Raw genomic sequence first — 24,946 nt, forward strand, 5'->3', positions numbered from 1 at the left:
CACCAAGAAATGACTCAACCCCATCAAGCTACCCTGCTCGTCGAACTGCTGACCGAAGAACTGCCGCCGAAAGCGCTCGCGCGCCTCGGCGACGCGTTCGCCGAAGGCATTGCGCAGCGCCTCGCGGCGCGCGACCTGATCGAAGGCGAGCTGTCGTTCGAACGTTACGCCACGCCGCGCCGTCTCGCCGTCACCATCCGGAACGTGCGTTCGGTGGCGCCGGAAAAACACGTCCGCGAAAAAGTGCTGCCGGTTTCGGTCGCGCTCGACAAAGACGGCCAGCCCACGCCGCCGCTCGCCAAGAAGCTGGCCGCGCTCGGCTTCCCCGACTTCTCGGTGAACGACCTCGAACGCGCGCAGGACGGCAAGGCGGAAGCCTTCTTCCTGCGTTACGCCGCGCCGGGCGCCACGCTCGCCGACGGCTTGCAGGCCGCGCTCGACGAAACGCTCGCCAAGCTGCCGATCCCGAAGGTCATGACGTATCAGCGTCCGGACGGCACCAACGTGCAGTTCGTGCGTCCGGTGCACCGCCTCACCACGCTGCACGGCGAAGCAGTCGTGCCCGTCACGGCGCTCGGCGTCGACGCGGACGACACCACGCTAGGCCACCGTTTCCTGTCGGAAGGCTTCGTGCAGATCCAGCACGCGGACACCTACGCCGAAACGCTGGCGCACAAGGGCCGTGTGGTGCCGAATTTCGTCGAGCGTAAGGAAAAGATCCGCACGCATCTGCTCGCGCAAGCCGAAGGCGATCAGGTCGTCATGCCGGAATCGCTGCTGGACGAAGTGACTTCGCTGGTCGAATGGCCGGTGGTGTACGCCTGCCGTTTCGAGGACGAGTTCCTGCAAGTGCCGCAGGAATGCCTGATCCTCACCATGCAGACCAACCAGAAGTATTTCGCGCTGACGGACGCGAACGGCAAGCTGCGCTCGCGCTTCCTGATCGTGTCGAATATCGAAACCGCCACGCCGGGCGATATCGTCGAAGGCAATGAGCGCGTGGTGCGTCCGCGTCTGGCCGACGCCAAGTTCTTCTTCGAGCAGGACAAGAAAAAGCCGCTCGCCGATCGCGTGCCGCTGCTCGCGAACGTCGTGTATCACAACAAGCTGGGTTCGGCGCTGCAACGCGTCGAGCGTGTCGAAGCGCTGGCTGGCGCAATCGCCCAGCTGACCGGCGCGGATGTCGCGCTGGCCAAACGCGCCGCGCGCCTCGCCAAGGCCGACCTGATCACCGACATGGTGGGCGAATTCCCCGAGCTGCAAGGCACGATGGGCACGTACTATGCGCGCCACGACGGCGAGCCGGAAGAAGTCGCGCTCGCGTGCTCGGAACATTATCAGCCGCGTTTCTCCGGCGACGCATTGCCCACCACGGCAACCGGCACGGTGGTCGCACTCGCCGACAAGCTCGAAACGCTGGTCGGCATCTGGGGCATCGGCCTGCAACCCACGGGCGAAAAAGATCCGTTCGCGCTGCGCCGTCACGCGCTCGGCGTGCTGCGGATTCTGGTCGAGAAGCAGTTGCCGGTCGATCTGGTCGAATTGCTGCGCGCGGCGTATGCCACGTTCGCCGCCGTACCGAACGTCGCCGACTCGACGCAAGCCATCTACGAATTCAGCATGGACCGTTTGCGCGGCCTGCTGCGCGAACGCGGCTATGCGCCGGGCGAAATCGACGCGGTGCTGGCGCTGAATCCCACACGTCTCGACGACATCGTCGCGCGTCTGGATGCCGTGCGTGAATTCGCGGCCTTGCCGGAAGCGGCCTCGCTCGCGGCGGCCAACAAACGCATCTCGAACATCCTGAAGAAGTCGGAAAGCGCGACGACCGGCGGCGTGCAGGTTACGCTGCTGATCGAAGCAGCGGAGAAGGCTTTGCATGCGCAGCTCGAACAGGTCGCGCCGCGCGTGCAGACGCAACTCGCCGCCCGCGACTACACGGGTGCGCTGACCGCGCTCGCCGCGTTGCGCGAACCGGTGGACACGTTCTTCAACGACGTCATGGTCAACGCCGAAGATCCGGCGTTGCGCGCCAACCGTCTGGCCTTGCTCGGCGCGCTGCATCAGCAGATGAACTGCGTCGCCGACATTTCCCGACTCGCTGCCTGAGCCCCGCGCCATGCCGACCAAAAAAGTGGTGATCCTCGACCGCGACGGCGTGATCAACGTCGACTCCGACGCGTTCATCAAGTCGCCGGACGAATGGGTCGCCCTGCCGGGCGCGCTCGAAGCGATTGCGCGTCTGAACCAGGCGGGCTATCGCGTCGCCATCGCGACGAACCAGTCGGGCATCGGTCGCGGCCTCTTCGACATGAATGCGCTCAATGCGATGCACCTGAAAATGCATCGCATGGCGGCGGCGGTCGGTGGGCGTATCGACGCGGTGTTCTTCTGCCCGCACACGGCGGAAGATCATTGCGAATGCCGCAAGCCGAAGCCCGGCATGCTCAAGATGATTGCCGAGCGTTTCGAGGTCGATCCGGAAGATACGCCGGTGGTCGGCGACGCCATGCGCGATCTGCAGGCAGGCGCCGCATTGGGGCACCCGACTCACCTCGTGCTGACCGGCAAAGGCCGCAAAACACTCGAAGCGGGCGGACTGCCCGAAGGCACGCGCGTCCACGACGACCTGCGCGCCTTCGCACTCGACTTCCTCGCCGACGCCCAGGAATGACGTGCAGGCGTGACACGCCGCGCGTCCCTTAACTCTTACCGACCACGCCGATGCGCTTCATACGTTCTTTGCTGCTGCTGATTTATTTCGTGCTCTTCACGGTGCCGTACGCCACCGCGTGCTTCATCGCGTTCCCGTTCATGCGCGCCGACAACCGCTACTGGATGGCGGCAGGCTGGTGCCGCGCCACGCTCCATACGGTGCGCTGGCTGAACGGCATCCGCTACAAGATCGAAGGCTTCGAGAACCTGCCCAAGGGTCCGGCGGTGCTGCTGTCGAAGCATCAATCGGCATGGGAGACGCTGGCATTTCCGGCGCTCATGCCGCGGCCGCTCTGCTACGTGTTCAAGCGCGAATTGCTGTACGTGCCGTTTTTCGGCTGGGCGCTCGGCATGCTGAAGATGGTCCATATCGACCGCAAGGAAGGCAAGTACGCGTTCGAATCGGTGATCCGGCAAGGCCGTCAACGCATGGACGAAGGCGCCTGGGTCATCATGTTTCCCGAAGGCACGCGCACGCCCACCGGCAAGAAGGGCAAGTACAAAACGGGTGGCGCGCGCTTCGCGATTGCCACCGGCGCACCGGTCGTTCCGATTGCGCACAACGCGGGCCGCGTGTGGCCGCGCAACTCGTTTCTCAAATATGCGGGTATAGTCACAGTGTCGATCGGCAAGCCGATCGAGACGACGGGGCTCACGCCCGATGAAGTGAACACGCGCGTCGAACAATGGATCGAAGCTGAAATGCGCCGCATCGATCCTGCCGCGTACCGCGAGACGGACAGTTCTTCCGCCGCCGCACCAATCTGACGCGCTAACGCCCTCGAAGGCGTAATTTGCGCGATGCCGAATCCGATGCAGAAGTCTCTCAAGCCGCAGCCCGCTGCGGCGCTCGATAGCCGGCAACTCGATCTCCCGCTCTTCGCCGAGCCGGGCTCGACGTCGTCGTCCCCGTCACCTTCTTCGCCTTCGTCCGGTTCATTGTCCGGCACGCAAAACGGTCAGCCGCCGGCCGTGCCGCTTGCGCCGGACGGCAGCAAGATGCGCAGCATCACCATCGGTTCGCGCACGCTGCACTACGTGCTCAAGCGCTCGGCGCGTCGCTCGATCGGTTTCGCAATCGACAGCACCGGCCTGATGATCACCGCACCACGCTGGGTCACGCTGGCCGATATCGAAACGGCGATCACCGAGAAACAGCGCTGGATTTTCACCAAGCTGATCGAATGGCAAACGCGAGTCGAACAGCGCGCGCTGCCTAAGGTCGATTGGAAAGACGGTGCGGAAGTCCCGTATCTCGGTCGTCCGGTACGTGTGCAATTGGGTTCGCCGCAAGGCACGCTCGCGTTCAACGCCGAACTTTCAGCGCTGCAATTGCCGCTGCCGTTGCAGGCCGATCCGCAGCAGATCAAGGACCGCGTGCAGGGCTGGTTGCAGGGTGAGGCGAAGCGTCTGTTCGGCGAGCGCCTCGCGATCTACGCGGAAAAGCTCGGTGTGAATTACCGCGCTTACGCGCTCTCTTCCGCGGCGACGCGTTGGGGCAGTTGTTCGAGCGACGGCAAGATTCGCCTGAACTGGCGTCTGATCCATTTTCCGCTGTCCATCATCGACTACGTGGTCGCGCACGAACTGGCTCATCTCCGCGAGATGAATCACAGTCCGCGCTTCTGGCAAACGGTCGAATCGATTTTCCCGGAATTCCGCGAGGCGCGGCAAACGCTGAAGTCTCATCCGCCGGAATTGTTGCCGACGCTCTGACGTTCGCGGCGCCGGCCGGGTCCGTACACGGTTGCGTACGTTATTCCGTACAGAAAGTTTCCTGCAGATGACGCCACCGCACTAGGCCGTGCGCGTCCACTTCCATCACCGCCGTTGAGCGCCGCACGTTCGCCGTGCCGGTGTCGTCGCGTTGAAACTCACGATACGTCACCACCGCGCCCGACTCGTATTGCGCGACGATCACGCGATCCTTGATCTGGATCTGCGAGCCGGGACGCGCGCCGTTCAGCCTGGCGAACGTGTCGTGCAGACTGGCGCGATCCAGCACCGCACCCGACGGCATCACCAGCGTGAAGGAAGGCGCGAAGCGCGCCATGATGCGATCCAGTGCGCCGGCGTCCGCGGAACCGTCGAACAACGCCTGGATTTCGACGTGGATATCGTCGAGTTCTTTGAAGTAGGGATTGTTGTCGTTCATTGCCTGTTATCGGCTCACCGCTTACGCCGCCGACCTCACTTTTTCTTCTGGATGAACTCGATCTTGTAGCCGTCCGGATCTTCCACGAAAGCGATCACGGTGGTGCCGTGCTTCATCGGACCGGCTTCGCGCGTGACCTTGCCGCCCTGCGCCTTGATCTTGTCGCACGCGGCATACGCGTCTTCCACTTCCACGGCGAGATGGCCGAAACCGTTGCCGAGGTCGTACGCGGGCGTGTCCCAGTTATGCGTCAATTCCAGCACGGTGCCGCTGCGTTCGTCTTCGTAGCCGACGAAGGCGAGCGTGAATTTGCCTTCCGGATAATCGTCGCGGCGCAGCAGTTTCATGCCGAGCAAATCCGTGTAGAAAGCGATGGAACGATCCAGGTTGCCGACCCGTAGCATGGTGTGAAGCAGTCGCATGGTGTACTCCCAGTTGCGTGATGGCGAAGACCGACAATTTACCCGGAATCACGCGGGATTGCAGGTCGCCCGGCCAGCCGGCGTTTCGTCACGCATGCTGTCGCACGTGTTCTCGTGACTGATTTTTCGGGAACTTGACGTGAATCACAGCGCCGGTTTTATCCGGCGCCAACCGCGGCCGTTTCGCGCTAGAACTGATGCCGCACGCCTGCCATCAGGCCGATCTGCGAACCTTTTTGCGCGAGCCCCACGCCGTTGACGCCCTGCAATTGCGCGCCGATCAGGTCGCCGCGATACAGCGCGTAGTCGCCTTCCAGATAAACGTCGGTGCGTTTGGAGAGGTTGTAGTCGGCGACGAGTTGATACTGCCACGCGGAGCCGTCCTGCGCGGCCGTCTTGCCGTCCTGCAGCGTGCGCCACACGTTCGCGGCAAAGTGCCACGCATTGCCGACCTGCTGCGTCACGCCGCCGAGAATCATGCGGCGACGCGAAAAATCCGTGTACTTGAGCGCGGCAAGCGCGGGCGCAGTGAATGGTCCGTTGGCGAAATTCGAAAAGCCCGCGTCGTTCTGATTGACGATGTAGCCCACCGCGAAGCGCGTCTTGTCCCACGTGTACGAACCGCCGAAAGTCCAGGCCTTCGCGGCCGCGCCGTTCACCGAATCTTTCGACTCCTCGTATGCGCCGCCGAGTGTGAACGGTCCGCCAGGTTGTGCATACGCGGCCGCCACGCCGATCTGACTGCCGTACGAATTGCCGGCATTACCGCCGAACGCGTAGCCCGCGGCAATATTAAAACCGTCGTAGCGCGCCTGATACTGCACCTGGTTGCTGGTCCAGATGCCGCCGGTCATGGTCACTTCCGGCTGGAAGCTGAAGTCGTACGGAATCCACGGATTGCTGCCGTAGCCGCCCACCGTAATGCCTTCGATCATCACGTTGTATTGACGACCCAGAATGACCTGGCCGTACGAGTCCGAGCGGATGCCGACTTGTGCTTCGTTGAAGAACGGCAACGTGGGATCGCTTTGTCCGCTGTTCAGATACAAGCGGTTTTCGAGCTTGAAGAAGGTCGACCAGCCGCCGCCGAGGTCTTCGATACCCTTCAGGCCCCAGCGGCTTTCCGTCATGCCGCCCGCGCCGAGCCCGACCGACGAATCCCCGGCCGGATTCGCATGAGTCAGATATCGCACGCTCTCGTCGACCACGCCGTAAAGCGTCACGCTGGATTGCGCGGACGCAACATGGCAAACCAGTGCCGCCGGTACGGCCGCCAGCACGAACCTGCTTGCGCACTTCATAGCATCTCCTCGATCAACTCCGCTTGACGCGGCTATTCGATACGACATACCTGCTTCAAAGTACGGTGACGCGACCGACTGGAGGCCATGCAGATCGGTGTTTTCGCCGGCCATTCGAATGGCCTGACAATTTCGCGTGGATGAACCATAGCGCGAAATCGTCGCTGTAAGAAAATGAACGGCGCGGGTGTTGCATCTGTGTTGCGCCGTTGCAGTGACTTGTGTGATTCACTTGCAGGTTGTAAGAAGCGCGCGTAGGCGGTGGGGTCATCGCAATGCAACATCCGAACGGTCTGATATCGTTTGACCCCACCCCTCACACCGACACCGCCATGAGCACAGCCACCCTGCCCGCGCGCCGCACTCCGGACAGCTTCGCGATCCTGCTGATGGTCGGTCTGTGCGTGATCTGGGGCTTTCAGCAAGTCGCCATCAAAAGCACGAACTCCGCGCTGCCGCCTATGTTTCAGGCGGGCTTGCGCTCGGCCATTGCGGCCGCGCTGGTGTGGGGCTGGGCGCGCTCGCGCGGCACGCCGCTGTTTCGCGACGACGGCACGCTGGGCGCGGGCCTTCTCGCGGGCGTGCTGTTTGCCGCCGAATTCATCTGCATCTTTCTCGGCCTGACGCTGACCAGCGCTTCGCGCATGGCCGTATTCCTGTACACCGCGCCGTGCTTTACCGCGCTCGGCCTGCACTGGTTCGTCGAAGGCGAACGGATGCGGCGCATTCAGTGGATTGGCATCGTGGTGGCGTTTGCCGGTATGGCGCTGGCTTTCGCCGACGGCTTCGTGCATGCCGGAGCGGGCTCCACGCTCAAGGGCGCGGCCGGCGACGCGCTCGGCGTGCTGGCGGGCATCGCATGGGCCGCGACCACCGTGGTGGTGCGGGCAACGCGCCTCGCGCAGTCGAGTGCGAGCAAGACGCTGTTCTATCAGCTGGCGGTGTCGGCCGTGGTGTTGCTCGCGCTGGCACTCGCCGTCGGTCAGGCGCGCGTGGAAACCGTCACGCCGCTGGTCGTGATGAGCCTCGCGTACCAGGCGGTGGTGGTCGCGTTTATCAGCTATCTGGTGTGGTTCTGGCTGCTCACGCGCTACATTGCTTCGCGGCTTTCGGTATTTTCTTTCTTGACGCCGCTATTCGGCGTGAGCTTCGGGGTGCTGTTGCTCGGCGAATCGTTCAGCCTGCGTTTTCTGATGGCCGCCGCGCTGGTGCTGACCGGCATCGCGCTGGTCAACGCGCCCGCGAAGCGGGCAGCGTGACTGCTTGAGTGTTACTGCCTAAGTTTGCTACATAAGGTGGCTACTTAGCCTGGCTGGCCGCCTTGGCAACCAGTTGCGCGACGTGCACGTATTCAGCCACCGGCACGTCTTCGGCGCGACGCTGCAGATCGAAACCCAGCGCTTCGAAATCCACCCTGTCGCGATACGCAGCCAAAGTATTGCGCAGCATCTTGCGACGCTGCGAGAACGCGGCGGTCACCACTTCGCCGAGCACGCGCTCGTCGACGTCCGGCAACTCGTGCACTTCGTACGGAATCATGCGGACGATCGCCGAATCGACCTTCGGCGGCGGATTGAAGGCTTCCGGCGGCACGTCGAGCTGTTTGTCGATCACGTAGCGGTATTGCAGCATCACGGAAAGCCGGCTGAACGCCTTCGTGCCCGGCTCGGCCACCATCCGGTCGACCACTTCGTTCTGCAGCATGAAGTGTTGATCGATGACGCGATCGGCGAAACTGGTGAGGTGAAACAGCAGCGGGCTCGAAATGTTGTACGGCAGATTGCCGACGATACGCAGCGACGCTTTCTCGCCCGGCACGGCCAGCGACCCGAAGTCGAAGGCGAGCGCGTCGCCCGCGTGCAGTTCGAGCAGATCGCCAAAGCGCGTTTTCAGACGGCCGATCAGATCGCGGTCGAGTTCAACCGCGTGCAACGGCGCCTCGGGCGTGGCCAGCCGCTCGATCAACGGTTCGGTGAGTGCGCCCAGACCCGGCCCGATCTCGACCATGCGTTCGCCGCGCCGCGGCTGGATCACGTCGACGATCGAATCGATCACGCCCATGTCGACCAGAAAGTTCTGACCGAAACGCTTGCGCGCGATATGGCCCTGGTGGCGGCCCTGTTGCTGTCTGCTGGTGGACATCGAAGAAACGCTAAGAAAAGAGAACTGCGAAAAATAACAATGCGCGGAACGCGCCGCCTGCCGCGAAACGCCGATCGCGCTGCCGCGCCGACGAGGCGATCTAACCTATGCCGCCCGCCCGGCCATGCTACGCCAACTGGAACGGCTTAGCCCGCGCGACGATGCTGCGCCATGGACACCGCCGTGTCGATGGCGGCGATCAGGCTGCCGGCGTCGGCGCGGCCAGTGCCGGCGAGATCGAGGGCCGTGCCGTGATCGACCGACGTGCGGATGATCGGCAAGCCGAGCGTGACATTAATGCCTTCGCCAAAGGTGGCGTACTTCAGGACCGGCAAACCCTGGTCGTGGAACATCGCCAGCACGCAATCGGCGCCTTCGAGATAGCGCGGCTGAAACAGCGTGTCGGCCGGATACGGGCCGGGCGCGTCGATGCCCTGCTCGTTGGCGCGCTTGAGCGCCGGCGAGATGACGTCGATTTCCTCGCGGCCCAGATAGCCGTTCTCGCCCGCGTGCGGATTCAGGCCCGTGACGAGAATACGCGGCGCCGGCAAACCGAAATGATGACGCAGGTCGTGATCGACGATACGCAGCGTGTCGACGATACCGTCGATCGTGAGTGCCGCCGACACGTCTTTCAGGGGCAAATGCGTGGTGGCGAGCGCGACGCGCAGCGGACGCTTGCCGGTGCCGGCCAGCATCATCACCACGCGCGGCGTATGCGTGCGCTCGGCAAGATATTCGGTGTGGCCGGTGAAGGGAACGCCGGCGTCGTTGATGGTGCTTTTTTGCAGCGGTGCGGTGACGATGGCGTCGAACGTGCCGGCCATCGCGCCGTCGATTGCGCTGTCGAGCAGACCGAGCACGTAGCGGCCGTTCGCGGCGTCGAGCTTGCCCGCCTGCGACGGCGCGCCGAGCGGCCGATGCTCGATCTTTACGCGTTGGCCGTCGGCCACGAGCGCAGCCCAATCGACATTCACCGCATGCGCGCGCTCGGCCAGCAGGTTCGCGTCGCCGAGTACGGTGAACTGCGCGCGCGGCCAGTGCGCGGCCGCGCCAGCCAGCGCCTGCACGGTGAGTTCGGGACCGACGCCGGCGGGCTCGCCGGTCGTGATCGCGATCTGCAACGGATGGCTGGCGGACTGCGCGGCGCTTGTCATGACGATCAGTTCAAACCGGTAACGGTGGGCTTCACTTCCACGTAGGCCGTGTCGCGCAGTTCGCGCAGCCAGTCGGCGTAAGCCTGTTCGGCTTTGCGCTGACCGATTGCCTGACGCGCCAGGTCCATCTGCTGCGAAACCGAGCCTTCCGATTCGCGGCGGCCGAGCACCTGGATCAGGTGATAGCCGTACTCGCTGCGCACCGGGTCGCTGATCTGCCCGTCTTGCAGGCTGTTCATCGCGCGTTCGAATTCCGGCACCGTTTCGCCGGGGCTGATCCAGCCCAGGTCGCCGCCTTGCGACGCCGAACCGTCCTGCGAATACGTGTGAGCGAACTTTTCGAAGTCGCCACCCGCTGCGATCTGGTTCTTGATCTCGAGCAGCTTCTGACGCGCTTGCGGCTCGGACATGCCGTCGCCGACGCGCAGCAGAATGTGGCGCACGTGCGTTTGCACGAGCTTCGGTGCATCGGAGCTGTTGCCCTGACCCGAGCGGCGATCGACCAGACGCACGATTTCGAAGCCGTCGTTCGTGCGGATCAGATCCGGATTGACTTCGCCCGGACGCAGCGTGGACGCGGCCTTGACGAACTCAGGCGGCAGCTTGGTCGGCGTCATGAAACCCAGATCGCCGCCTTTCGACGCGTCCGGTGCCTGCGAATTTGCCTTGGCGAGCTTTTCGAAATTGCCGCCGCCCTTGGCTTCCGTCAGCAGACCCTGCGCCTTTTTCTGCGCTGCTTCGATGTCGGTTTCCGACGCGTTCAGCGGCGCCTTCAGGAAAATGTGCTCGATGCGCAGATCGCTCGTCAGACCGGCGCCGGGGCCGCGCTGGCTGGCGATGTAGTTCGCGACTTCCGCGTCCGACACCGTGACCTTGCTGTCCACTTCCTTTTCACGCAGACGCGACAGCGTCAGCTCGGTACGCGCGTCGTTCGTGAACGTGGTCCAGGGCACGCCTTGCGCCTCGATGCGCGCACGGTACATGTCGAGCGTGAGGTTGTTCGCCTGGGCGAGACGTTCGAGCGTTTTCTGCACGGCCGCGTCGTCGATGTTGATGCCGTCTTCCTTCGCCTTCTGCAACTGGATGCGCTCCAGCACCATCTGGTTCAGCACCTGCTGGCGCAACTGGTCCATCGGCGGGACCGGCGCGTTCTGCTGGTTCAGACGGCGCGTGATCAGGCTCATGCGCTCGTCGAGTTCGCGCCGCGTGATGACGCCGTTGTTGACCACGGCGGCGATGGTGTCCACCGTCTGACCGTTGCTGCCCGCGAGGGCCTGCGCCTGAACCGGCGCGACCGACAGGAAAGACGCCGCGGCGGCCAGACCGGCCGCAAGCGTTGCCAAGCGAAGCTTTTTCATGATTGCCACAAATACTCCAATGATGTCGGGCGCGCCTGGCCCGTCTTTTCGCATGCTATGAACGGTCGGATCGGACGAGCGTCATTCGTAGTTGGTGAAACGTGCTTCCGGCGGCGGCGGCGGCGGCAACGGCGTGTAGCCGGCAACACTGCTGCGGAACGCGGAAATCAGCCCGTTGTCGACGCTCGACAAGCCCTTGAACGTCAACTGCGCGAGGAACCGCGTGCTGGACTGCTGCTGCGACGAGGTGTTCAAACCGTTCGCATAGCGCTGGATGCCCGCGCCCAGCGTCCAGCAGTCTGCGTCGTATTGCAGACCGACCAGACCGTCGACGATCCGATGGCCGCCCAGATCGTAGTTGAAGCGGCCGACCCCGAACACGCGATGCGACAGCGGCCATTGCCCCGAGATCAACACCTGGTTGATCGGCTGGTTGTCCAGCGTGGTGTTGGCGCGCGTGTAGCGGTACGCGACGTTGACCACGCGGCCCGTGCCCGGACTGAAGCCGAAACCGACGCTCGTTTTCACCAGCTGATTGTTGTCGGCATTATATTGGAACGCTGTTTCCGACGCGAAACCGGCCCCGAGCTTGAGCGACGCGCCCGCGATCAGGTCCGAGTGCGTGGCTTGTGTGCTGGTTTGCCCAGGCAGCAGCGTGACCCGCTGATCCTGGAAGTAATACTGCTGCGCGATCACGAAGCGCGCGCGTTCGTCGCCCGTTGCCGGGTTGATGAAGCGCGTGGTGATGGCGGCGGTCAGACGGTTCGCGTCCGCGATGCGGTCGTTACCGACGAAGGTATTCGGCGTGAAGATTTCCGCGAGGCCGAAGTCGGAATCCGCGGTATCGAACAGCGGCGCCGATTCCTGATTGCGATACGGCGTGTACACGTAGTACAGCCGCGGCTCCAGCGTCTGGATGTAATCCTCGCCGAAGATGCGCACCGAGCGGTCGAAGACCAGCCCGGTGTCGAAGCTGAGCGTCGGGATCGATTCGGTGAAATTCTTCGGCGTGCCGACCGGGACGTCGTCGCTGATGTTGTGCAGGTTGTACGACGCGAAGTGCCATTGCACCTTCGGCGTGATGAAGTAACCCGGCCCGACCACCGAATACGAAATGTACGGGTTGAACATCACCCGCTGACCTTCGGTCATGTCGGCGGTGGTGATGCGGAAATTCGAGTAGTCGGCTTCCGCGCCGAAGTCGAATCCGCCGACGTTGTACTTCGCGTACTTCACGTTCAACTGCGGTTCGCGGCCGTACGGCGCCGTGGACGGCGCCAGCGTCTGCCAGTGCTGTTCGCGCGCCAGCACGGACCACGGACCGTTGTTGTAGGTCAACCCGGCTTCCTGCTGGTACAGGAGCTGGGTGCCGTTCATGAACTGACTGACCGACGACGACAGGTCTTCCGGATACGTGTTGTCCGAAACCTTGTTGTAGTAGATGTAACCGCCGAACCCGTTGCCGAAGTTCTGGTTGTGCTGGATGTACAGCGCGTAGCGGTTGGTCTTGGTCAGACGGTCGTCCGGCAGGAATTCGCCGGTGATCGAGCCGGAGTACGTAGGCGACAGATAGCGGAACGTCGACTGCAGCTGCACGCCGCGCTTCGAGATCAGGCGCGGCGTGACGGTCAGATCGCGGTTCGGCGCGATGTTGAAGTAGTACGGAACCGACAGTTCCAGACCGTTCGACGAACTGATCGAAAACGTGGGCGGCAAGATGCCGCTGCGCCGCTCGCCCGACAGCGGGAACGACAGCCACGGCGACGCGAATACCGGCACGCCCTGGAAGAACAGCACGCCGTTGTAGGCGACGCCTTCGTCCGCGCCGGTGTCGAAGTCGAACTCGCTGCCCTTGATGTACCAGGCCGGGTTGTCTGTGCACGCGCAGGCCGTGTAGGTGCCCTTGGTGAACACCGAGCGCTCATTGTCGAGCAGATCGACCCGCTCGGCGCTGCCCGAGCCACCCGTCACGTTGAAGCGGTATTTCGGCGTGGACATGAAGCCCTCGCTCGAATCCACCCGCATGTGCGCCTCGGGGCCGGCGAACGTCGCGCCGTTATTGTTCACATGGACCTGGCCATAGCCGTCGGCCATGTCCGTGTCCTGATCGTAGTGCAGCGCGTCCGCCTTGATGACGAACGTATTACGGCGCACCTCGGCCGAGCCTTTGGCCGCCATGTCCTGATCGGTGGTGCCGCTGGTGCTGTCGCCGAGCACGAAGGTGGCCGGCTTCTGTCCCGCCAGCAACGGATGTTCTTCGAGCTGCGGGGCGAGCTGCATGCCCCATGGCGCGTCGATCGGCTGCGGCTGCGCGGCTTCACCCACCAGCTGGGCGTGCGCAAGCGCGGGCATCAGGCCCGGAACGGCGATCAACGCCGCGACGAGCCGCCTTTTGCGCGGCACAACGGCACAAGAGGGAGTCGTTTGGGAAAGCTGTCTAGGCGGCATGTATCGTTTGGCGAATCGGCCCGTTCGTCAGCCTGTGTAGTCACGATCCACCGCCTGCACATCCCGACCGTGACAGTCGGTTGCACATCGAAATTTCAAATTTGTCGAACGGTGCGGCGGGCGGTAAAGCGGAATACGCGAAAGCTGGCGTGAGTCGCGTCAAAAAAGTCGTGGGGTATTATATGGCAAGACGTTGCCCCTCTGAATTTGCTGCCGGTTTTCATGACGCCCCCCTCTTCAAAAGACTCCACCGATACCCGCCTCGAACTGCTCAATGTCTGGCTGCAAGGCCATGCCGGGCGCTACGGGCTCGAACTCGACACCCTCGCGCCGGCGTCGTCCGACGCCAGTTTTCGCCGTTATTTCCGCCTCGCCGGTAAGGCGGCGGAAGGCGAAAGCATCGGCACGCTGATCGCCGTCGACGCCCCGCCGCCCGAAAAGTGTCGCGAATTCGTGCAGATCTCGCAGTTGCTCGACGCCGCCGGCGTTCACGTGCCACGCGTGCTGGAGGTCGATTCCGAGGCCGGCTTCATGCTCGTCACCGATCTGGGCACCGAGGTGTACCTCGGCGCGCTCACGAAAGCGCAAACCGACGGAGAACCGCGCGTGGCCCGCACGCTGATGCGCGACGCGCTCGACGCGCTGATCCGCTGGCAACTCGCCACGCAGGAAGACGTGCTGCCGCCGTTCGACGAAGCCTTCCTGCGCCGCGAGATGGAATTGATGCCGGAGTGGTTCATCGGCCGCCATCTGGGCCGCGAGATGGACGACAAGACCCGCGGCGTGCTCGACCGCACCTTCGCGCTGATGGTGGCGAGCGCCCGGTCGCAACCGCAGGTCTTCATGATGCGCGATTTCATGCCGCGCAATCTGATGATCGCCACGCCGAATCCCGGCCTGCTGGACTTCCAGGACGCGGTCTACGGCCCGATCACGTACGACGTCGCCTCGCTTCTGCGCGACGCCTTCATCAGCTGGGACGAAGAATTCGAACTGGATTGCTTCGTCTACTACTGGGAACGCGCGAAGAAAGCCGGCCTGCCGGTCGATCCGGATTTCGGCGAGTTCTACCGTCAGCTCGAGTGGATGGGCCTGCAGCGGCACATCAAGGTGCTCGGCCTCTTTTGCCGGATCAACTATCGCGACGGCAAACCGCATTACATGAAGGATCTGCCGCGTTTCATCGGCTACGCCCGCAAGGTTGCCGAACGCTACGCGCCGCTGCGCCCGTTCGCCAAGCTGCTCGACGACCTCGAAGGCCGCGCGAACGAAGTCGGCTACACCTTCTGATCCATGACGATGTCCCTGACTAAAGCGATGATTTTCGCCGCGGGCCGCGGCGAGCGTATGCGTCCGCTGACCGACACCTGCCCGAAGCCGTTGCTGGAAGCCGGCGGCAAGCCGCTGATCGTGTGGCAGATCGAACGGCTTGCGCGCGCGGGCTTCACCACGATCGTGATTAACCATGCGTGGCTCGGCGAACAGATCGAAACGTCGCTCGGCGACGGCTCACGCTGGGGCGTGCAATTGCGCTACTCGGCGGAACACCAGGCACTGGAAACGGCGGGCGGAATCGTGCAGGCGCTGCCGCTGCTCGAAGACAACGGCGCGCCTGAAGTGTTCGCCGCGGTCAGCGGCGACGTCTACGCAGACTTCGATTACACGTCGCTGGAGGCGCATGCGGCGAGGCTCGCGGCATCGCGCGAAGCGGGCATGCATCTGGTGATGGTGCCGAACCCGGCGTTTCATCCGGATGGCGATTTCGGTCTCGTGGAAGGCACGCTCTCACTCGACGCGCAACCGCGCTTCACGTTCGGCAACATCGGCCTTTACGACACCCGCATGTTCCGCGATCTGCCGCGTGGCACGGCGCGCGCGCTGTCGCCGTATTACCGCGAAACCATTACACGCGGTCTGGCGAGCGGCGAGCTTTATGAAGGCATGTGGGAGAACGTCGGCACGCCCGCGCAATTGCGGGCGCTCGACGCGCATCTGCGCGCGCAGTAACAGCGTCATGCAGGATCAGGACGAACGGCGGCGCGCTTCGTCCTGATCGTCGCGTCACTTCGGCTCACTCGCGGCTCACCTCAATGGCCGCCGCTCACCTCTTCCGCCGATTCCGGCGCCTGCTCCGCGCGTTGCTGCTGCAACGCCCACATCTGCGCGAACAGGCCGTTCGCTCGCAGCAACTCGGCGTGCGTGCCACGCTCGACGATGCGCCCTTTGTCCATCACAATGATCTGCTGTGCGTGCACCACGGTCGAGAGACGGTGCGCGATGATGAGCGTCGTGCGCTCGCGGGCAATCTGGTCGAGTTCGTGCTGGATCGCGCGCTCCGAACGCGAATCGAGTGCGGACGTCGCTTCGTCGAATAGCAGAATGGGCGGATTTTTCAGAATCGTGCGCGCAATTGCGACGCGCTGCTTTTCGCCGCCGGACAGCTTCAAGCCGCGTTCGCCCACCGGCGTGTCGTAGCCGTTCGGCAGTCCTTCGATGAACTCGTGAATATGCGCCGCGCGCGCCGCCGCGATCACTTCATCGCGCGTCGCCGACGGACGGCCGTAGGCGATGTTGTAGTAGATGGAATCGTTGAACAGCACCGTATCCTGCGGCACGATGCCGATCGACGCGCGCAGCGAATCCTGCGCCACGTCGCGGATATCCTGCCCATCGATGGTGATCGCGCCGCCCGTGACGCGATCGAGATCGTAGAAGCGGAAGATGAGTCGCGCGAGCGTCGATTTGCCCGAGCCGCTATGGCCGACCACCGCCGTGGTGGTGCCCGCCGCGATCGTGAAGCTCACGTCGTGCAGAATCTGCCGCGCCGGTTCGTAGGCAAAATTCACATGTTCGAAACGCACCTGCGCGCCGCTCACTTGCAGCGCCGGCGCATCGGGCGCGTCGGGCACTTCCTGCGCCGCGCCGAGCAGCGTGAACATGCGATCCATGTCGGTCAGACTTTGCTTCAACTCGCGATACACCACGCCGAGGAAATTCAGCGGAATGTACAGTTGCAACATGAACGTGTTGATCAACACCAAGTCGCCGAGCGTGAGCCGTCCGGCCATCACGCCCTGCGTGGCGCGCCACAGAATGAACACCAGCCCCGTGCCGATAATCGCCTGCTGACCGAAGTTCAACGCCGACAGCGAGCGCTGCGATTTGATCGCCGCCGTGCGATAACGCTTGAGGTTTTCGTCGTAACGCGATGCTTCCCACTCTTCGTTGCCGAAGTATTTGACGGTCTCGTAGTTGAGCAGCGAATCGATCGCGCGCGAGTTCGCCTTCGAATCGAGATCGTTCATCGTGCGGCGGAAATGCGTGCGCCACTCCGTCACCTTCACCGTGAAGGTGATATACGCGGCCAGCGCGATGAACGTGACGATCGCGTAATACGCCTCGTATTTGACGACGAAAAAGCCGAGCACGAGACCGACTTCCACCAGCGTCGGCAGAATGCTGTAGAGCGAATACGAGATCAGTTGCGTGATGCCGCGCGTGCCGCGTTCGATATCGCGCGACATGCCGCCGGTCTGCCGTTCGAGGTGAAAGCGCAGCGAGAGCGCGTGCAGATGGCGGAACACTTTGAGCGCGAGTTGACGCACCGCGCTCTCGGTCACTTTCGAAAAGAGAATTTCGCGCAACTCGGTAAAGAGCGACGTGGACAGCCGCACCACCGCATACGCCACCACCAGCAGCCCCACTCCGCCGAGCAACACGATGCCGGGAGAATCGTGCGCACGGCCAAGCGCGGTCAGATGCTGGACGGAGGCGAGACTGTCGACGATCCGCTTCATCACGATCGGCACGCCGAGATTGGCAACCTTGGCGCCGATCAGGCAACTCAGTGCGAAGCCGACGCGCCATTTGTACGTGGCGAGATAAGGCAGCAGCGACAGAATCGTCTGCCAGTCGTTGCGAGGCTGGGTGGAGATTGGCGAGAGTTCGGGCGAGGGCGTACGGCGCATGGGATCCGGCTGGGGAGAGTGTGGAAGCGACGGAGTTCGCAGCGGCGCGCCGACCTGCAGCAGCCGCCCTGACAAGCCCGGCGCACTGCTTTTTGTCGCGCGACCTTGGCTGGGCGCTTTCCCGTACAATTCCTGATCTTTCTATTGTCGCAGAAGCCGGCTGGCGCCGCTTTTAATGGAATGGCCGGCCGTGGTTGCAGATAGTCCGTGCCGCTGCGCCGTACAGCTTGCCCGCAGCCGCGCTGTGCAGTTGTCGTGCAATCCCCGCCCGCTGGTCGAACCGACCTGGCCTATACGTTTTTCAAGGGTGCCCCGATGACCGATCTTCTCCAACTTCCGCAAAAACACTGTGCGCTGCGCGTCGTGCCGCAGCCGTCGGACGCGAATGTTCACGGCGACGTGTTCGGCGGCTGGATCATGGCGCAGGTGGATATTGCCGGCTCGATTCCAGCAAGCCGGCGCGCCAATGGCCGGGTGGCGACCATCGCCGTCAATTCGTTCGTCTTCAAGCAGCCCGTGTTCGTCGGCGATCTGCTGAGTTTCTACGCGGACATCGTCAAGACGGGCAATACGTCGGTCACGGTGTCGGTCGAAGTTTACGCGCAGCGCATGAGCCTGACCGAAGACCTCGTGAAGGTGACCGAAGCCACGCTCACCTACGTCGCCACCGACAGCGACCGCCGTCCGCGCGCGTTGCCGCTGCTCGACTGAGCGGCCGCAAAACGCTCACGCACTATCCATTCAATTGCGCGCGGCGCGCAGATACGCATCGACCTGCGCGTCGATCCACTGCGCGAAATGCGCCTGTTTGGCATTCAGAAACTCGCGTTGCTGCCACACCAGCCAGTACGGATAACGATACGGCACGCGAATCTCCGTGATCTGCACCAGGTCGCCGCGCGCCAGCGCATGCGCGACCAGACTGCGCCGTTCGAGCGCCACACCTTGCCCTAGCAGCACCGCGCCGATCACGATGTTCGAATCGTTCGCCGACAACACCATCGCCTCGGCGGCGGGTTCGCCGATCTGCGCGGCGCGGCACCACTCGCTCCACGGCGCGTCGGGGCTCGAGATCAGCGGACAGGCGAGCACGTCGGCGGTGCTCTGCGGCAAGCGTCCATTCGGACCGAGTGCGAAATGCGGCGCCGCGACCACCACCATCTCGTCGTCGAACAGCTTTTGCTGCGCCACGTCGGGCCAATGGCCCTGGCCCATGCGAATGCCGATGTCGCTCGTACTTTGCCGGAAGTCTTCGATCTGCAAATTGGTCAGCAGACGCACGCGATAGTACGGATGCGCCTCGCGAAAACTCGCCAGGCGCGGCATCAGCCAATGCTGCGCGAACGACGGCAAGGTGGAAATCACCAGTTCGCTTTCCTGCGGACGCGCCTGCGCGCGCCGTGTCGCGTGCGTGAGATCGCGCAGCGCCGCGCGGATATCGAGCGCGTACAGACGCCCCTCTTCCGTGAGACGCAAGCCGCGCGCTTCGCGCACAAACAGCGCGACGCCCATCGACTCTTCCAGTACCTTGATCTGCTGACTCACCGCCGAATGCGTGACGTGCAACTCGCGCGCCGCCGGCGTGACGCCGCCGAGCCGGGCGACGGCCTCGAAGCAGCGCAATGCCGTGAGAGGTGGAATGATCTTCATGTAAGCAATTCTGACGAAAATCGTCGAATAATGTCGCTTTTTTTGGCGCCACGTGTCGGGTTAATCTATAGGTCGATCGCCTATCGCGCCGAGCCGGCCGGAGATAAGTCCACGACGCAGGCGGTTCGGCCGGACCATAAAGATCTTCTAACGGGAACGACATGAAACTGATCGGAATGCTGGATTCGCCCTACGTTCGCCGGGTGGCGATCTGCCTGAAGTTGCTGAAGCTCGACTTCGAGCATCAGTCCATTTCCGTGTTCAGCACCTACGACGCCTTCGCGAAGATCAATCCGGTCGTCAAGGCGCCTACGCTGGTGCTCGACAATGGCCAGACCGTCATGGATTCCACGGTGATTCTTCAGTACGTGGCAACGCTCGCGGCTCCCGAACATCGAATCTTCCCGACCCTGGCCGAGCATTGCCTGCGCGCCGCCCGTCTGACAGGCCTCGCGCTCGCCGCCTGCGACAAGAGCGTGCAGATCGTCTACGAACGCAATCTGCGCCCCGCTGAAAAGCAGCACGAACCGTGGATCGAGCGCGTGACCGAACAGTTGCACGCGGCTTACCGTGAACTCGAAGAGGAATTGACGGCCGCCGCGTTGCCCGTCGAGCCCGGTCATATGGGCGCGGCGGATGTCGCGGTGGCGGTGGCATGGAGCTTCACGCAGATGATGCTGCCGGACTTCGTCTCGCCCACGGCGCATCCGCGTTTGCAGGCGTTCGCGCAAGCGGCCGAGCAGACACAGGTGTTCCTCGACACGCCCGCCGTCTGATGCGGGCGAGCAGCGCGGCGCATTACGCCAGCGCCGTTTCCCGTCGAAGACCGTCCTGGAACAGCGCCGAAATCGCCTCGGTCGACAAGGGCTTCGCGAAGTAGAAGCCCTGCATTTCGTCGCACGCGCGCTCTTTCAGGAAGTCGAGTTGCGCCGACGTTTCCACGCCTTCCGCGATGACCTGCAGCTTCAGCGAATGGGCGAGCGCGATGATCGCCGAGGTGATCGTTTCGTCGTCGCCCGAGACGCCGATATCGGACACGAACGAGCGATCGATCTTCAGCCGGTCCACCGGGAAGCGCTTCAGATAGCTGAGGCTCGAATAGCCGGTGCCGAAGTCGTCGATGGCGAGGCCGATGCCTAGCGCGTGCAGTTCGTTGAGCATCGACACCGCCTCTTCGGCGTTGCGCATGATGGTGCTCTCGGTCAGTTCCAGTTCGAGATACTGCGGCTCGAGTCCGGTTTCGGCGAGCACCTGCATCACCAGCTTGGCGATATCGCGTTGCTGGAAAACGCGCGCGGACAGATTCACCGAAACGCGCGCCGGCGGCAGACCTTCGTCCTGCCAGGCCTTGTTCTGCCGACATGCCTCGCGCAGCACCCATTCCGACAGCGGTCCGATCAAACCGCTTTCCTCGGCCATCGGAATGAACGACGACGGCGGCACGAGTCCGACTTCCGGATCGCGCCAGCGCACCAGCGCCTCGGTGCCGACGATCTGTCCGCTGCCGATATCCACCTGCGGCTGATAGTGCAGCAGGAACTCGTTGTCGCGCAGCGCGCGGCGCAAACGCCGCTCCAGATTCAGACGCGCACCGGCGCTGGCGTTCATTTCCGGCTGATAGAACTGGAAAGTGTTGCGGCCCATGTCCTTGGCGCGGTACATGGCCAGGTCGGCCTTCTTCATCAGCGTTTCCGCGTCTTCACCGTCTTGCGGGAAGAGGCTCGCGCCCATGCTGCAGCCCACGTACAGTTCGGTGCCGTCCAGCCAGACCGGTTCGGAAATCGACGCGCGCACGCGCTCCATCCACGCGATCAGCGACTGCTCGTCGACGGTGTCGGTCATCACCACCACGAACTCGTCGCCGCCGTGACGCGCCACCGTGTCGCTGGTTCGCGTGCAGCGAGCAAGCCGCTCCGCCACCACGGTCAGCAGTCGGTCGCCGACACTATGGCCGAGGCTGTCGTTGACGTTCTTGAAGCCATCGAGGTCCATGAACACGACGGCCACGCCCTTGTGATGCCGTTGCGCGACGATCAGCGCATGCTGCAAACGGTCGCGCAGCAGATTGCGGTTCGGCAGACGCGTGAGGCTGTCGTAATTGGCCTGATATTCGAGCTGCTCCTGATAGCGCATCAGATCCGTCACGTCGTTAATGACGCCGATGTGGTGCGTAATCACGCCTTCGGCGTTCGGCACCGGCGCAATGAACAGCTGATTCCAGAACAGCGCGCCGTCCTTGCGATAGTTGCGCACCACGGCGCTCACTTCGCGATTCGCGGCAAGCGCCTGACGGATCAGCGCGACGCCTTCCTGCTCGCGGTCGTCGCGCTGCAAGACGCGGCAATCCTGGCCGAGCAGTTCGGCCGGATCGTAGCCGGTGATGCGCTTGAACGCCGGGTTCACGTATTCGATCAGATTGCCCGACGGCGACGGCGCCGTGATCAGAATCGCGTTGACGCTCGCGTCGAGCGCGCGGCTTTGCAGACGCAAGGCAAGATCGGCGCGCTTGCGCTCGGTGATATCCGTGTACGAACCCAGCACGCCGATGATGCGGCCGTCGCCGTCGGTGAACGGCAGCTTGCTCGTCACCGTGGTGCGGTGCACGCCGTCGATCACGAGATCCACCTCGAAATTCATCTTCGGCACGCCGGTGTTCATCACTTCCTGGTCGTGCGTCTGCAGCAGATCGGCAAAGCCGCGCCACGGCATGTCGGCGTCGACCTTGCCTTCCACCTGCTCCGGATAGGAGAGCCCGGCGTCCCGTGCAAACGCCATGTTGCAGCCGAGGTAGCGCGAGTCCAGACCCTTCCAGAAGATGCGCTGCGGAATGTTGTCGATCACCGTTTCGAGCATCTGGTTCGAACGATGCGCTTCGGCTTCGGCGTTGATCTGCTCGGTGACGTCGTCGGCGAGCACGAAGAACGAAGCGCGGCCCATGAAGTTCAGCGCGTGGTACGAGATATCCGCGCTGATGGTCGAGCCGTCCTTGCGCCGGTGATGCCACACGCCCGCCATGGTGCGGCCGGGCGAGGCAGCGTCGCTGCGCTGCAGATGCGATTCGAGACGCGTGATTTCTCCGCTCGGCCGGATCGCGCGGATCGTCATGCCGAGAAATTCGCTTTCCGTGTAGCCGTATTGCTGCACCGCCGCCGCGTTGACGGCGAGAAAGCGCAGCGTCTCGCGATCGAAAATGTACATCGGCACCGGATGATCGTCGAACAGACTGCGGAAGCGCTCGTCGTTACGGCCGAGCGCGCGGACCGAGCGCAGCTTTTCGCGCGCGCTGATCTCGCGCATGCCGAACGTGAAAATCAGCAACGCGCTGCCGGCCAGCATCGTCGCGATCAGCAGGAACATGGCGCGCTGCGTCCGGCTCGCGGAAGCCGCCGCCGACGTCTGCAAGGCGCGGTTTTCCTGCTCGCGCAAGGTCGCGAGCGCCGCTTCGACGCGATCGAGTCCGAGCCCGAGATGCGTGTAGGTCGAGGCCGCCCAGGCGCGCGAGTCGTTGGCGCCCGCGCTGGCGCTCTTCAGCAGCGCGTCGTCGATGTCGTGTTGCAGGGCCTGACTGTCGGCGCTCAGACGCGCGAGCGTGTCGAGCATTGCCGGTTCGCCGGCCAGTTCCTTGCGCAGATCGCGCTCCAGTCCGGCAATCGAACTCGACATCGCGACCGCCGCATTGACCGGCGCGGCCTGCCCCGACGCTTCGAAGCGGCCGAGCGCAGCCAGTCCGCCGTCGAGGGCGGTATGGTAGGCGTCGAGATGCTGACGCACGCTCGTCGAACGCAGCAGGCGCGCGTCGGCGTCGCGTTGACCGCAAATCTGCGTGTAGGCGACGAACGCATTCGTGCCGACCGCGATAGCGACGACCGCGAGATTGATCAGCAGCCGCTTCGAGAAAAAAGGAGTCATGGGTTCCGAACGTCAATCGTTCTGCTGACGGGAGCGCGTGGTCGCCACCGGTGCGTCGGGCCACACCGGTCGAGTGCTTTACGCGCCAACCCATGGATAACGGCAGCGATCGGAACGGGGTTGAGGGTGTAGGGTGAAATTAATTCATTCTATTGCCGGCGCGCCTGGCCGGCTGCACCTAGCCGGCCGCGCCTAGCCGGCAGCGCCAAATTCCTTCATTGCGGGGATGAAGTCGTGGTTGGCTTCGGGCTTGCGCGACAGTTTGGCGAGCACGTAGCGTTTGAACGGCGGCAAGTCCGCCCATTGCGCGACGCCGGGCACCGGCAGGCTGGCCAGCCCCGCCTGCCGCACGACGCCTTCCGGCACGCTGTCCGTACGCCGCCACGCCGGATCTTCCTCCGGCGTGAACCATTCGGGCTCGACATTGGCATGCGTGCGCAGCATTTCGAACAGCGCGTGATCGAAGTTCGGCTCGATTTCCGCGTCGTCTTCGACCGGGAAACGCGCCAGCAGCTTGCGGTCTTCGAGCGGCAACAATTGCCACTGTTCGAGCGAGATGCGCAGCCCGAAGCGGTCGAGGTTGAATCGCACCGACATCGGGATGAAAGTGAAATTCTCCGAAGACGCGACTTCGAAGTCGAACAGAAGCGGTGCTTCGCTGAGTCCCATGACAGTGTTCCTCGTTGATGATGGGCGACGCTCGGGCCCGGCTTGAGGTATTTTAGAACCTTATTCGCGCGATAGCGGGCCGGCCTGCCGTCGCTTCGGGCCGTGACACGAGGCCCGAAGCCCGACCGAAAGGCAGGCGGCCCGCCGTTGCGCGAGCATGAAACGAAGGAGTCAAGCAGTGAACGAACTGGAAACGGCCGGGCAGCCGGGCGCCGTCGAGCGCCGTGTGCACCGTCATCGCGGCGCGGGTGTCGAAACCGTGACGGATCACGTCGGTCAGGAATGGCCTGTCGCGCTCGTCTTCAACGGCATTTCGCACGCCGTCATGATGTGTACGCCGCGCGATCTGGAAGCGTTCGCGGTCGGCTTTGCGATTTCGGAAGGCATCGTGGAGCGCGGCAGCGACATCCGCGACATCGAGGTCGAGCTACACGACGACGACGAATTGCCGCATGCCGAAGTGCAGTTGCAGGTGGTGCAGCAGGCGTTCGTCGCGCTGAAGGAAAAACGCCGCGCGCTGGCGGGACGCACCGGCTGCGGCGTGTGCGGAATCGAAAGTATCGATCTGCTGGATCTGGAACCCGAACGTGTGCCGGACACCGGTTTTCTGCAGCGCCTCGCGCCCGATGCCATCGCGCGCGCCGCCCGCGATCTGCCGGAACATCAGGCGCTCACGCGATTGACGGGCGGGCTGCACGCCGCCGCCTGGTGCGACGCGGCGGGCGCGATCCAGTACGCGTTCGAAGACGTGGGCCGCCACAATGCGCTCGACAAACTGATCGGCCAGCTGGTGCTCGACCGGGTGGATACAAAGGACGGCTTCGTGTTCCTGTCGAGCCGCGCCAGCTACGAGCTGGTGCGCAAGGCCGCGCGCGTCGGCGTGCCGATGGTCGCGACCATTTCGGCGCCGTCGTCGCTGGCCATCGCGATCGCTCGCAAGGCCGGCGTGCGGCTCGTGAGCTTCTGCCGCGAAACCAGCTACGTCGATTACGACACCTTGCAGCCGGCGCAGCCCTGATCCGGGAAAGTTTGCCGGGGCCGAAAAACGGCCC

At 63.7% G+C, this 24,946-nt stretch carries 21 protein-coding genes; 10 read left to right on the plus strand and 11 right to left on the minus strand.

Annotated elements, in window-relative coordinates:
* The first annotated feature begins 9 nt into the window (after positions 1–9).
* Genes glyS through P3T18_RS08365 form a run of 4 tightly spaced genes read left to right on the plus strand, consistent with a single transcriptional unit; the run spans position 10 to position 4,431 of the window.
* Positions 10–2,109 (plus strand): glycine--tRNA ligase subunit beta, encoded by a 2,100-nt coding sequence (glyS, locus tag P3T18_RS08350; protein ID WP_429299446.1) that lies wholly within the window; start codon positions 10–12, stop codon positions 2,107–2,109.
* A gap of 10 nt (positions 2,110–2,119) precedes the next feature.
* Positions 2,120–2,674, plus strand: a complete 555-nt coding sequence (gmhB, locus tag P3T18_RS08355) for a D-glycero-beta-D-manno-heptose 1,7-bisphosphate 7-phosphatase (RefSeq protein ID WP_429299447.1) — start codon at positions 2,120–2,122, stop codon at positions 2,672–2,674.
* Between the two features lie 50 nt (positions 2,675–2,724).
* Complete coding sequence (locus P3T18_RS08360) at positions 2,725–3,483, plus strand: lysophospholipid acyltransferase family protein (RefSeq protein WP_429299448.1); 759 nt, start codon at positions 2,725–2,727, stop codon at positions 3,481–3,483.
* Between the two features lie 45 nt (positions 3,484–3,528).
* On the plus strand, positions 3,529–4,431 hold the full coding sequence (locus tag P3T18_RS08365; RefSeq protein ID WP_429300072.1) for a M48 family metallopeptidase: 903 nt from the start codon (positions 3,529–3,531) through the stop codon (positions 4,429–4,431).
* Positions 4,432–4,471: 40 nt separating this feature from the next.
* Here P3T18_RS08365 and P3T18_RS08370 read toward each other — a convergent pair whose 3' ends face one another.
* The 3 genes from P3T18_RS08370 to P3T18_RS08380 form a co-directional block, all read right to left on the minus strand.
* Complete coding sequence (locus P3T18_RS08370) at positions 4,472–4,870, minus strand: DUF4440 domain-containing protein (protein WP_429299449.1); 399 nt, start codon at positions 4,868–4,870, stop codon at positions 4,472–4,474.
* Between the two features lie 35 nt (positions 4,871–4,905).
* Positions 4,906–5,292: a lactoylglutathione lyase gene (gene gloA, locus P3T18_RS08375; protein WP_429299450.1), complete on the minus strand. Its 387-nt coding sequence runs from the start codon at positions 5,290–5,292 to the stop codon at positions 4,906–4,908.
* A gap of 188 nt (positions 5,293–5,480) precedes the next feature.
* Complete coding sequence (locus tag P3T18_RS08380) at positions 5,481–6,593, minus strand: porin (RefSeq protein ID WP_429299451.1); 1,113 nt, start codon at positions 6,591–6,593, stop codon at positions 5,481–5,483.
* A 332-nt stretch (positions 6,594–6,925) separates the two neighbouring features.
* On the opposite strand from P3T18_RS08380, the gene P3T18_RS08385 reads away from it, so the two are divergent.
* A complete protein-coding gene (locus tag P3T18_RS08385) occupies positions 6,926–7,852 on the plus strand; it encodes a DMT family transporter (RefSeq protein WP_429299452.1) in 927 nt (308 codons plus the stop codon).
* Positions 7,853–7,892: 40 nt separating this feature from the next.
* Here the strand turns inward: P3T18_RS08385 and rsmA are convergent, their stop codons facing one another.
* The 4 genes from rsmA to P3T18_RS08405 all read right to left on the minus strand — a co-directional run bounded on the left by rsmA (position 7,893) and on the right by P3T18_RS08405 (position 13,698).
* Positions 7,893–8,735 carry a 16S rRNA (adenine(1518)-N(6)/adenine(1519)-N(6))-dimethyltransferase RsmA gene (rsmA, locus tag P3T18_RS08390; protein ID WP_429299453.1) on the minus strand — a complete coding sequence of 281 codons (843 nt, stop codon included), beginning with the start codon at positions 8,733–8,735 and terminating at the stop codon, positions 7,893–7,895.
* Between the two features lie 146 nt (positions 8,736–8,881).
* A complete protein-coding gene (gene pdxA / locus P3T18_RS08395; RefSeq protein ID WP_429299454.1) occupies positions 8,882–9,892 on the minus strand; it encodes a 4-hydroxythreonine-4-phosphate dehydrogenase PdxA in 1,011 nt (336 codons plus the stop codon).
* Positions 9,893–9,897: 5 nt separating this feature from the next.
* Positions 9,898–11,259 carry a peptidylprolyl isomerase gene (locus P3T18_RS08400; RefSeq protein ID WP_429299455.1) on the minus strand — a complete coding sequence of 454 codons (1,362 nt, stop codon included), beginning with the start codon at positions 11,257–11,259 and terminating at the stop codon, positions 9,898–9,900.
* Between the two features lie 72 nt (positions 11,260–11,331).
* On the minus strand, positions 11,332–13,698 hold the full coding sequence (locus P3T18_RS08405) for an LPS-assembly protein LptD (RefSeq protein WP_429299456.1): 2,367 nt from the start codon (positions 13,696–13,698) through the stop codon (positions 11,332–11,334).
* Between the two features lie 222 nt (positions 13,699–13,920).
* Here P3T18_RS08405 and P3T18_RS08410 point away from each other — a divergent pair, with 222 nt between their 5' ends.
* Positions 13,921–14,988: an aminoglycoside phosphotransferase family protein gene (locus P3T18_RS08410; protein ID WP_429299457.1), complete on the plus strand. Its 1,068-nt coding sequence runs from the start codon at positions 13,921–13,923 to the stop codon at positions 14,986–14,988.
* A gap of 3 nt (positions 14,989–14,991) precedes the next feature.
* The gene (gene murU / locus P3T18_RS08415; RefSeq protein WP_429299458.1) at positions 14,992–15,705 is read left to right on the plus strand and encodes an N-acetylmuramate alpha-1-phosphate uridylyltransferase MurU; all 714 of its coding nucleotides are present in this window, start codon (positions 14,992–14,994) and stop codon (positions 15,703–15,705) included.
* Positions 15,706–15,785: 80 nt separating this feature from the next.
* Here murU and P3T18_RS08420 read toward each other — a convergent pair whose 3' ends face one another.
* Positions 15,786–17,666 (minus strand): ABCB family ABC transporter ATP-binding protein/permease, encoded by a 1,881-nt coding sequence (locus P3T18_RS08420; protein ID WP_429299459.1) that lies wholly within the window; start codon positions 17,664–17,666, stop codon positions 15,786–15,788.
* A 315-nt stretch (positions 17,667–17,981) separates the two neighbouring features.
* Between P3T18_RS08420 and P3T18_RS08425 the strand changes: the two genes are divergently transcribed.
* On the plus strand, positions 17,982–18,377 hold the full coding sequence (locus tag P3T18_RS08425) for an acyl-CoA thioesterase (RefSeq protein ID WP_429299460.1): 396 nt from the start codon (positions 17,982–17,984) through the stop codon (positions 18,375–18,377).
* A gap of 30 nt (positions 18,378–18,407) precedes the next feature.
* On the opposite strand, the gene P3T18_RS08430 is transcribed toward P3T18_RS08425, so the two are convergent.
* Positions 18,408–19,316, minus strand: coding sequence for a LysR substrate-binding domain-containing protein (locus P3T18_RS08430; protein WP_429299461.1), 909 nt, complete (start codon positions 19,314–19,316; stop codon positions 18,408–18,410).
* Between the two features lie 161 nt (positions 19,317–19,477).
* On the opposite strand from P3T18_RS08430, the gene P3T18_RS08435 reads away from it, so the two are divergent.
* Positions 19,478–20,092: a glutathione S-transferase family protein gene (locus P3T18_RS08435; RefSeq protein ID WP_429299462.1), complete on the plus strand. Its 615-nt coding sequence runs from the start codon at positions 19,478–19,480 to the stop codon at positions 20,090–20,092.
* A 22-nt stretch (positions 20,093–20,114) separates the two neighbouring features.
* On the opposite strand, the gene P3T18_RS08440 is transcribed toward P3T18_RS08435, so the two are convergent.
* Together P3T18_RS08440 and P3T18_RS08445 are read right to left on the minus strand one after the other, a co-directional pair.
* Entirely contained in the window at positions 20,115–23,225 is a 3,111-nt protein-coding gene (locus P3T18_RS08440; protein ID WP_429299463.1) for a sensor domain-containing protein, read from the minus strand.
* A gap of 192 nt (positions 23,226–23,417) precedes the next feature.
* On the minus strand, positions 23,418–23,894 hold the full coding sequence (locus P3T18_RS08445; protein ID WP_429299464.1) for a nitrate reductase associated protein: 477 nt from the start codon (positions 23,892–23,894) through the stop codon (positions 23,418–23,420).
* Between the two features lie 178 nt (positions 23,895–24,072).
* Here P3T18_RS08445 and fdhD point away from each other — a divergent pair, with 178 nt between their 5' ends.
* Entirely contained in the window at positions 24,073–24,912 is an 840-nt protein-coding gene (fdhD, locus tag P3T18_RS08450) for a formate dehydrogenase accessory sulfurtransferase FdhD (RefSeq protein WP_429299465.1), read from the plus strand.
* Positions 24,913–24,946 lie beyond the last annotated feature (34 nt).

It is taken from the genome of Paraburkholderia sp. GAS199 (assembly GCF_050436585.1).
Classification (GTDB): domain Bacteria; phylum Pseudomonadota; class Gammaproteobacteria; order Burkholderiales; family Burkholderiaceae; genus Paraburkholderia.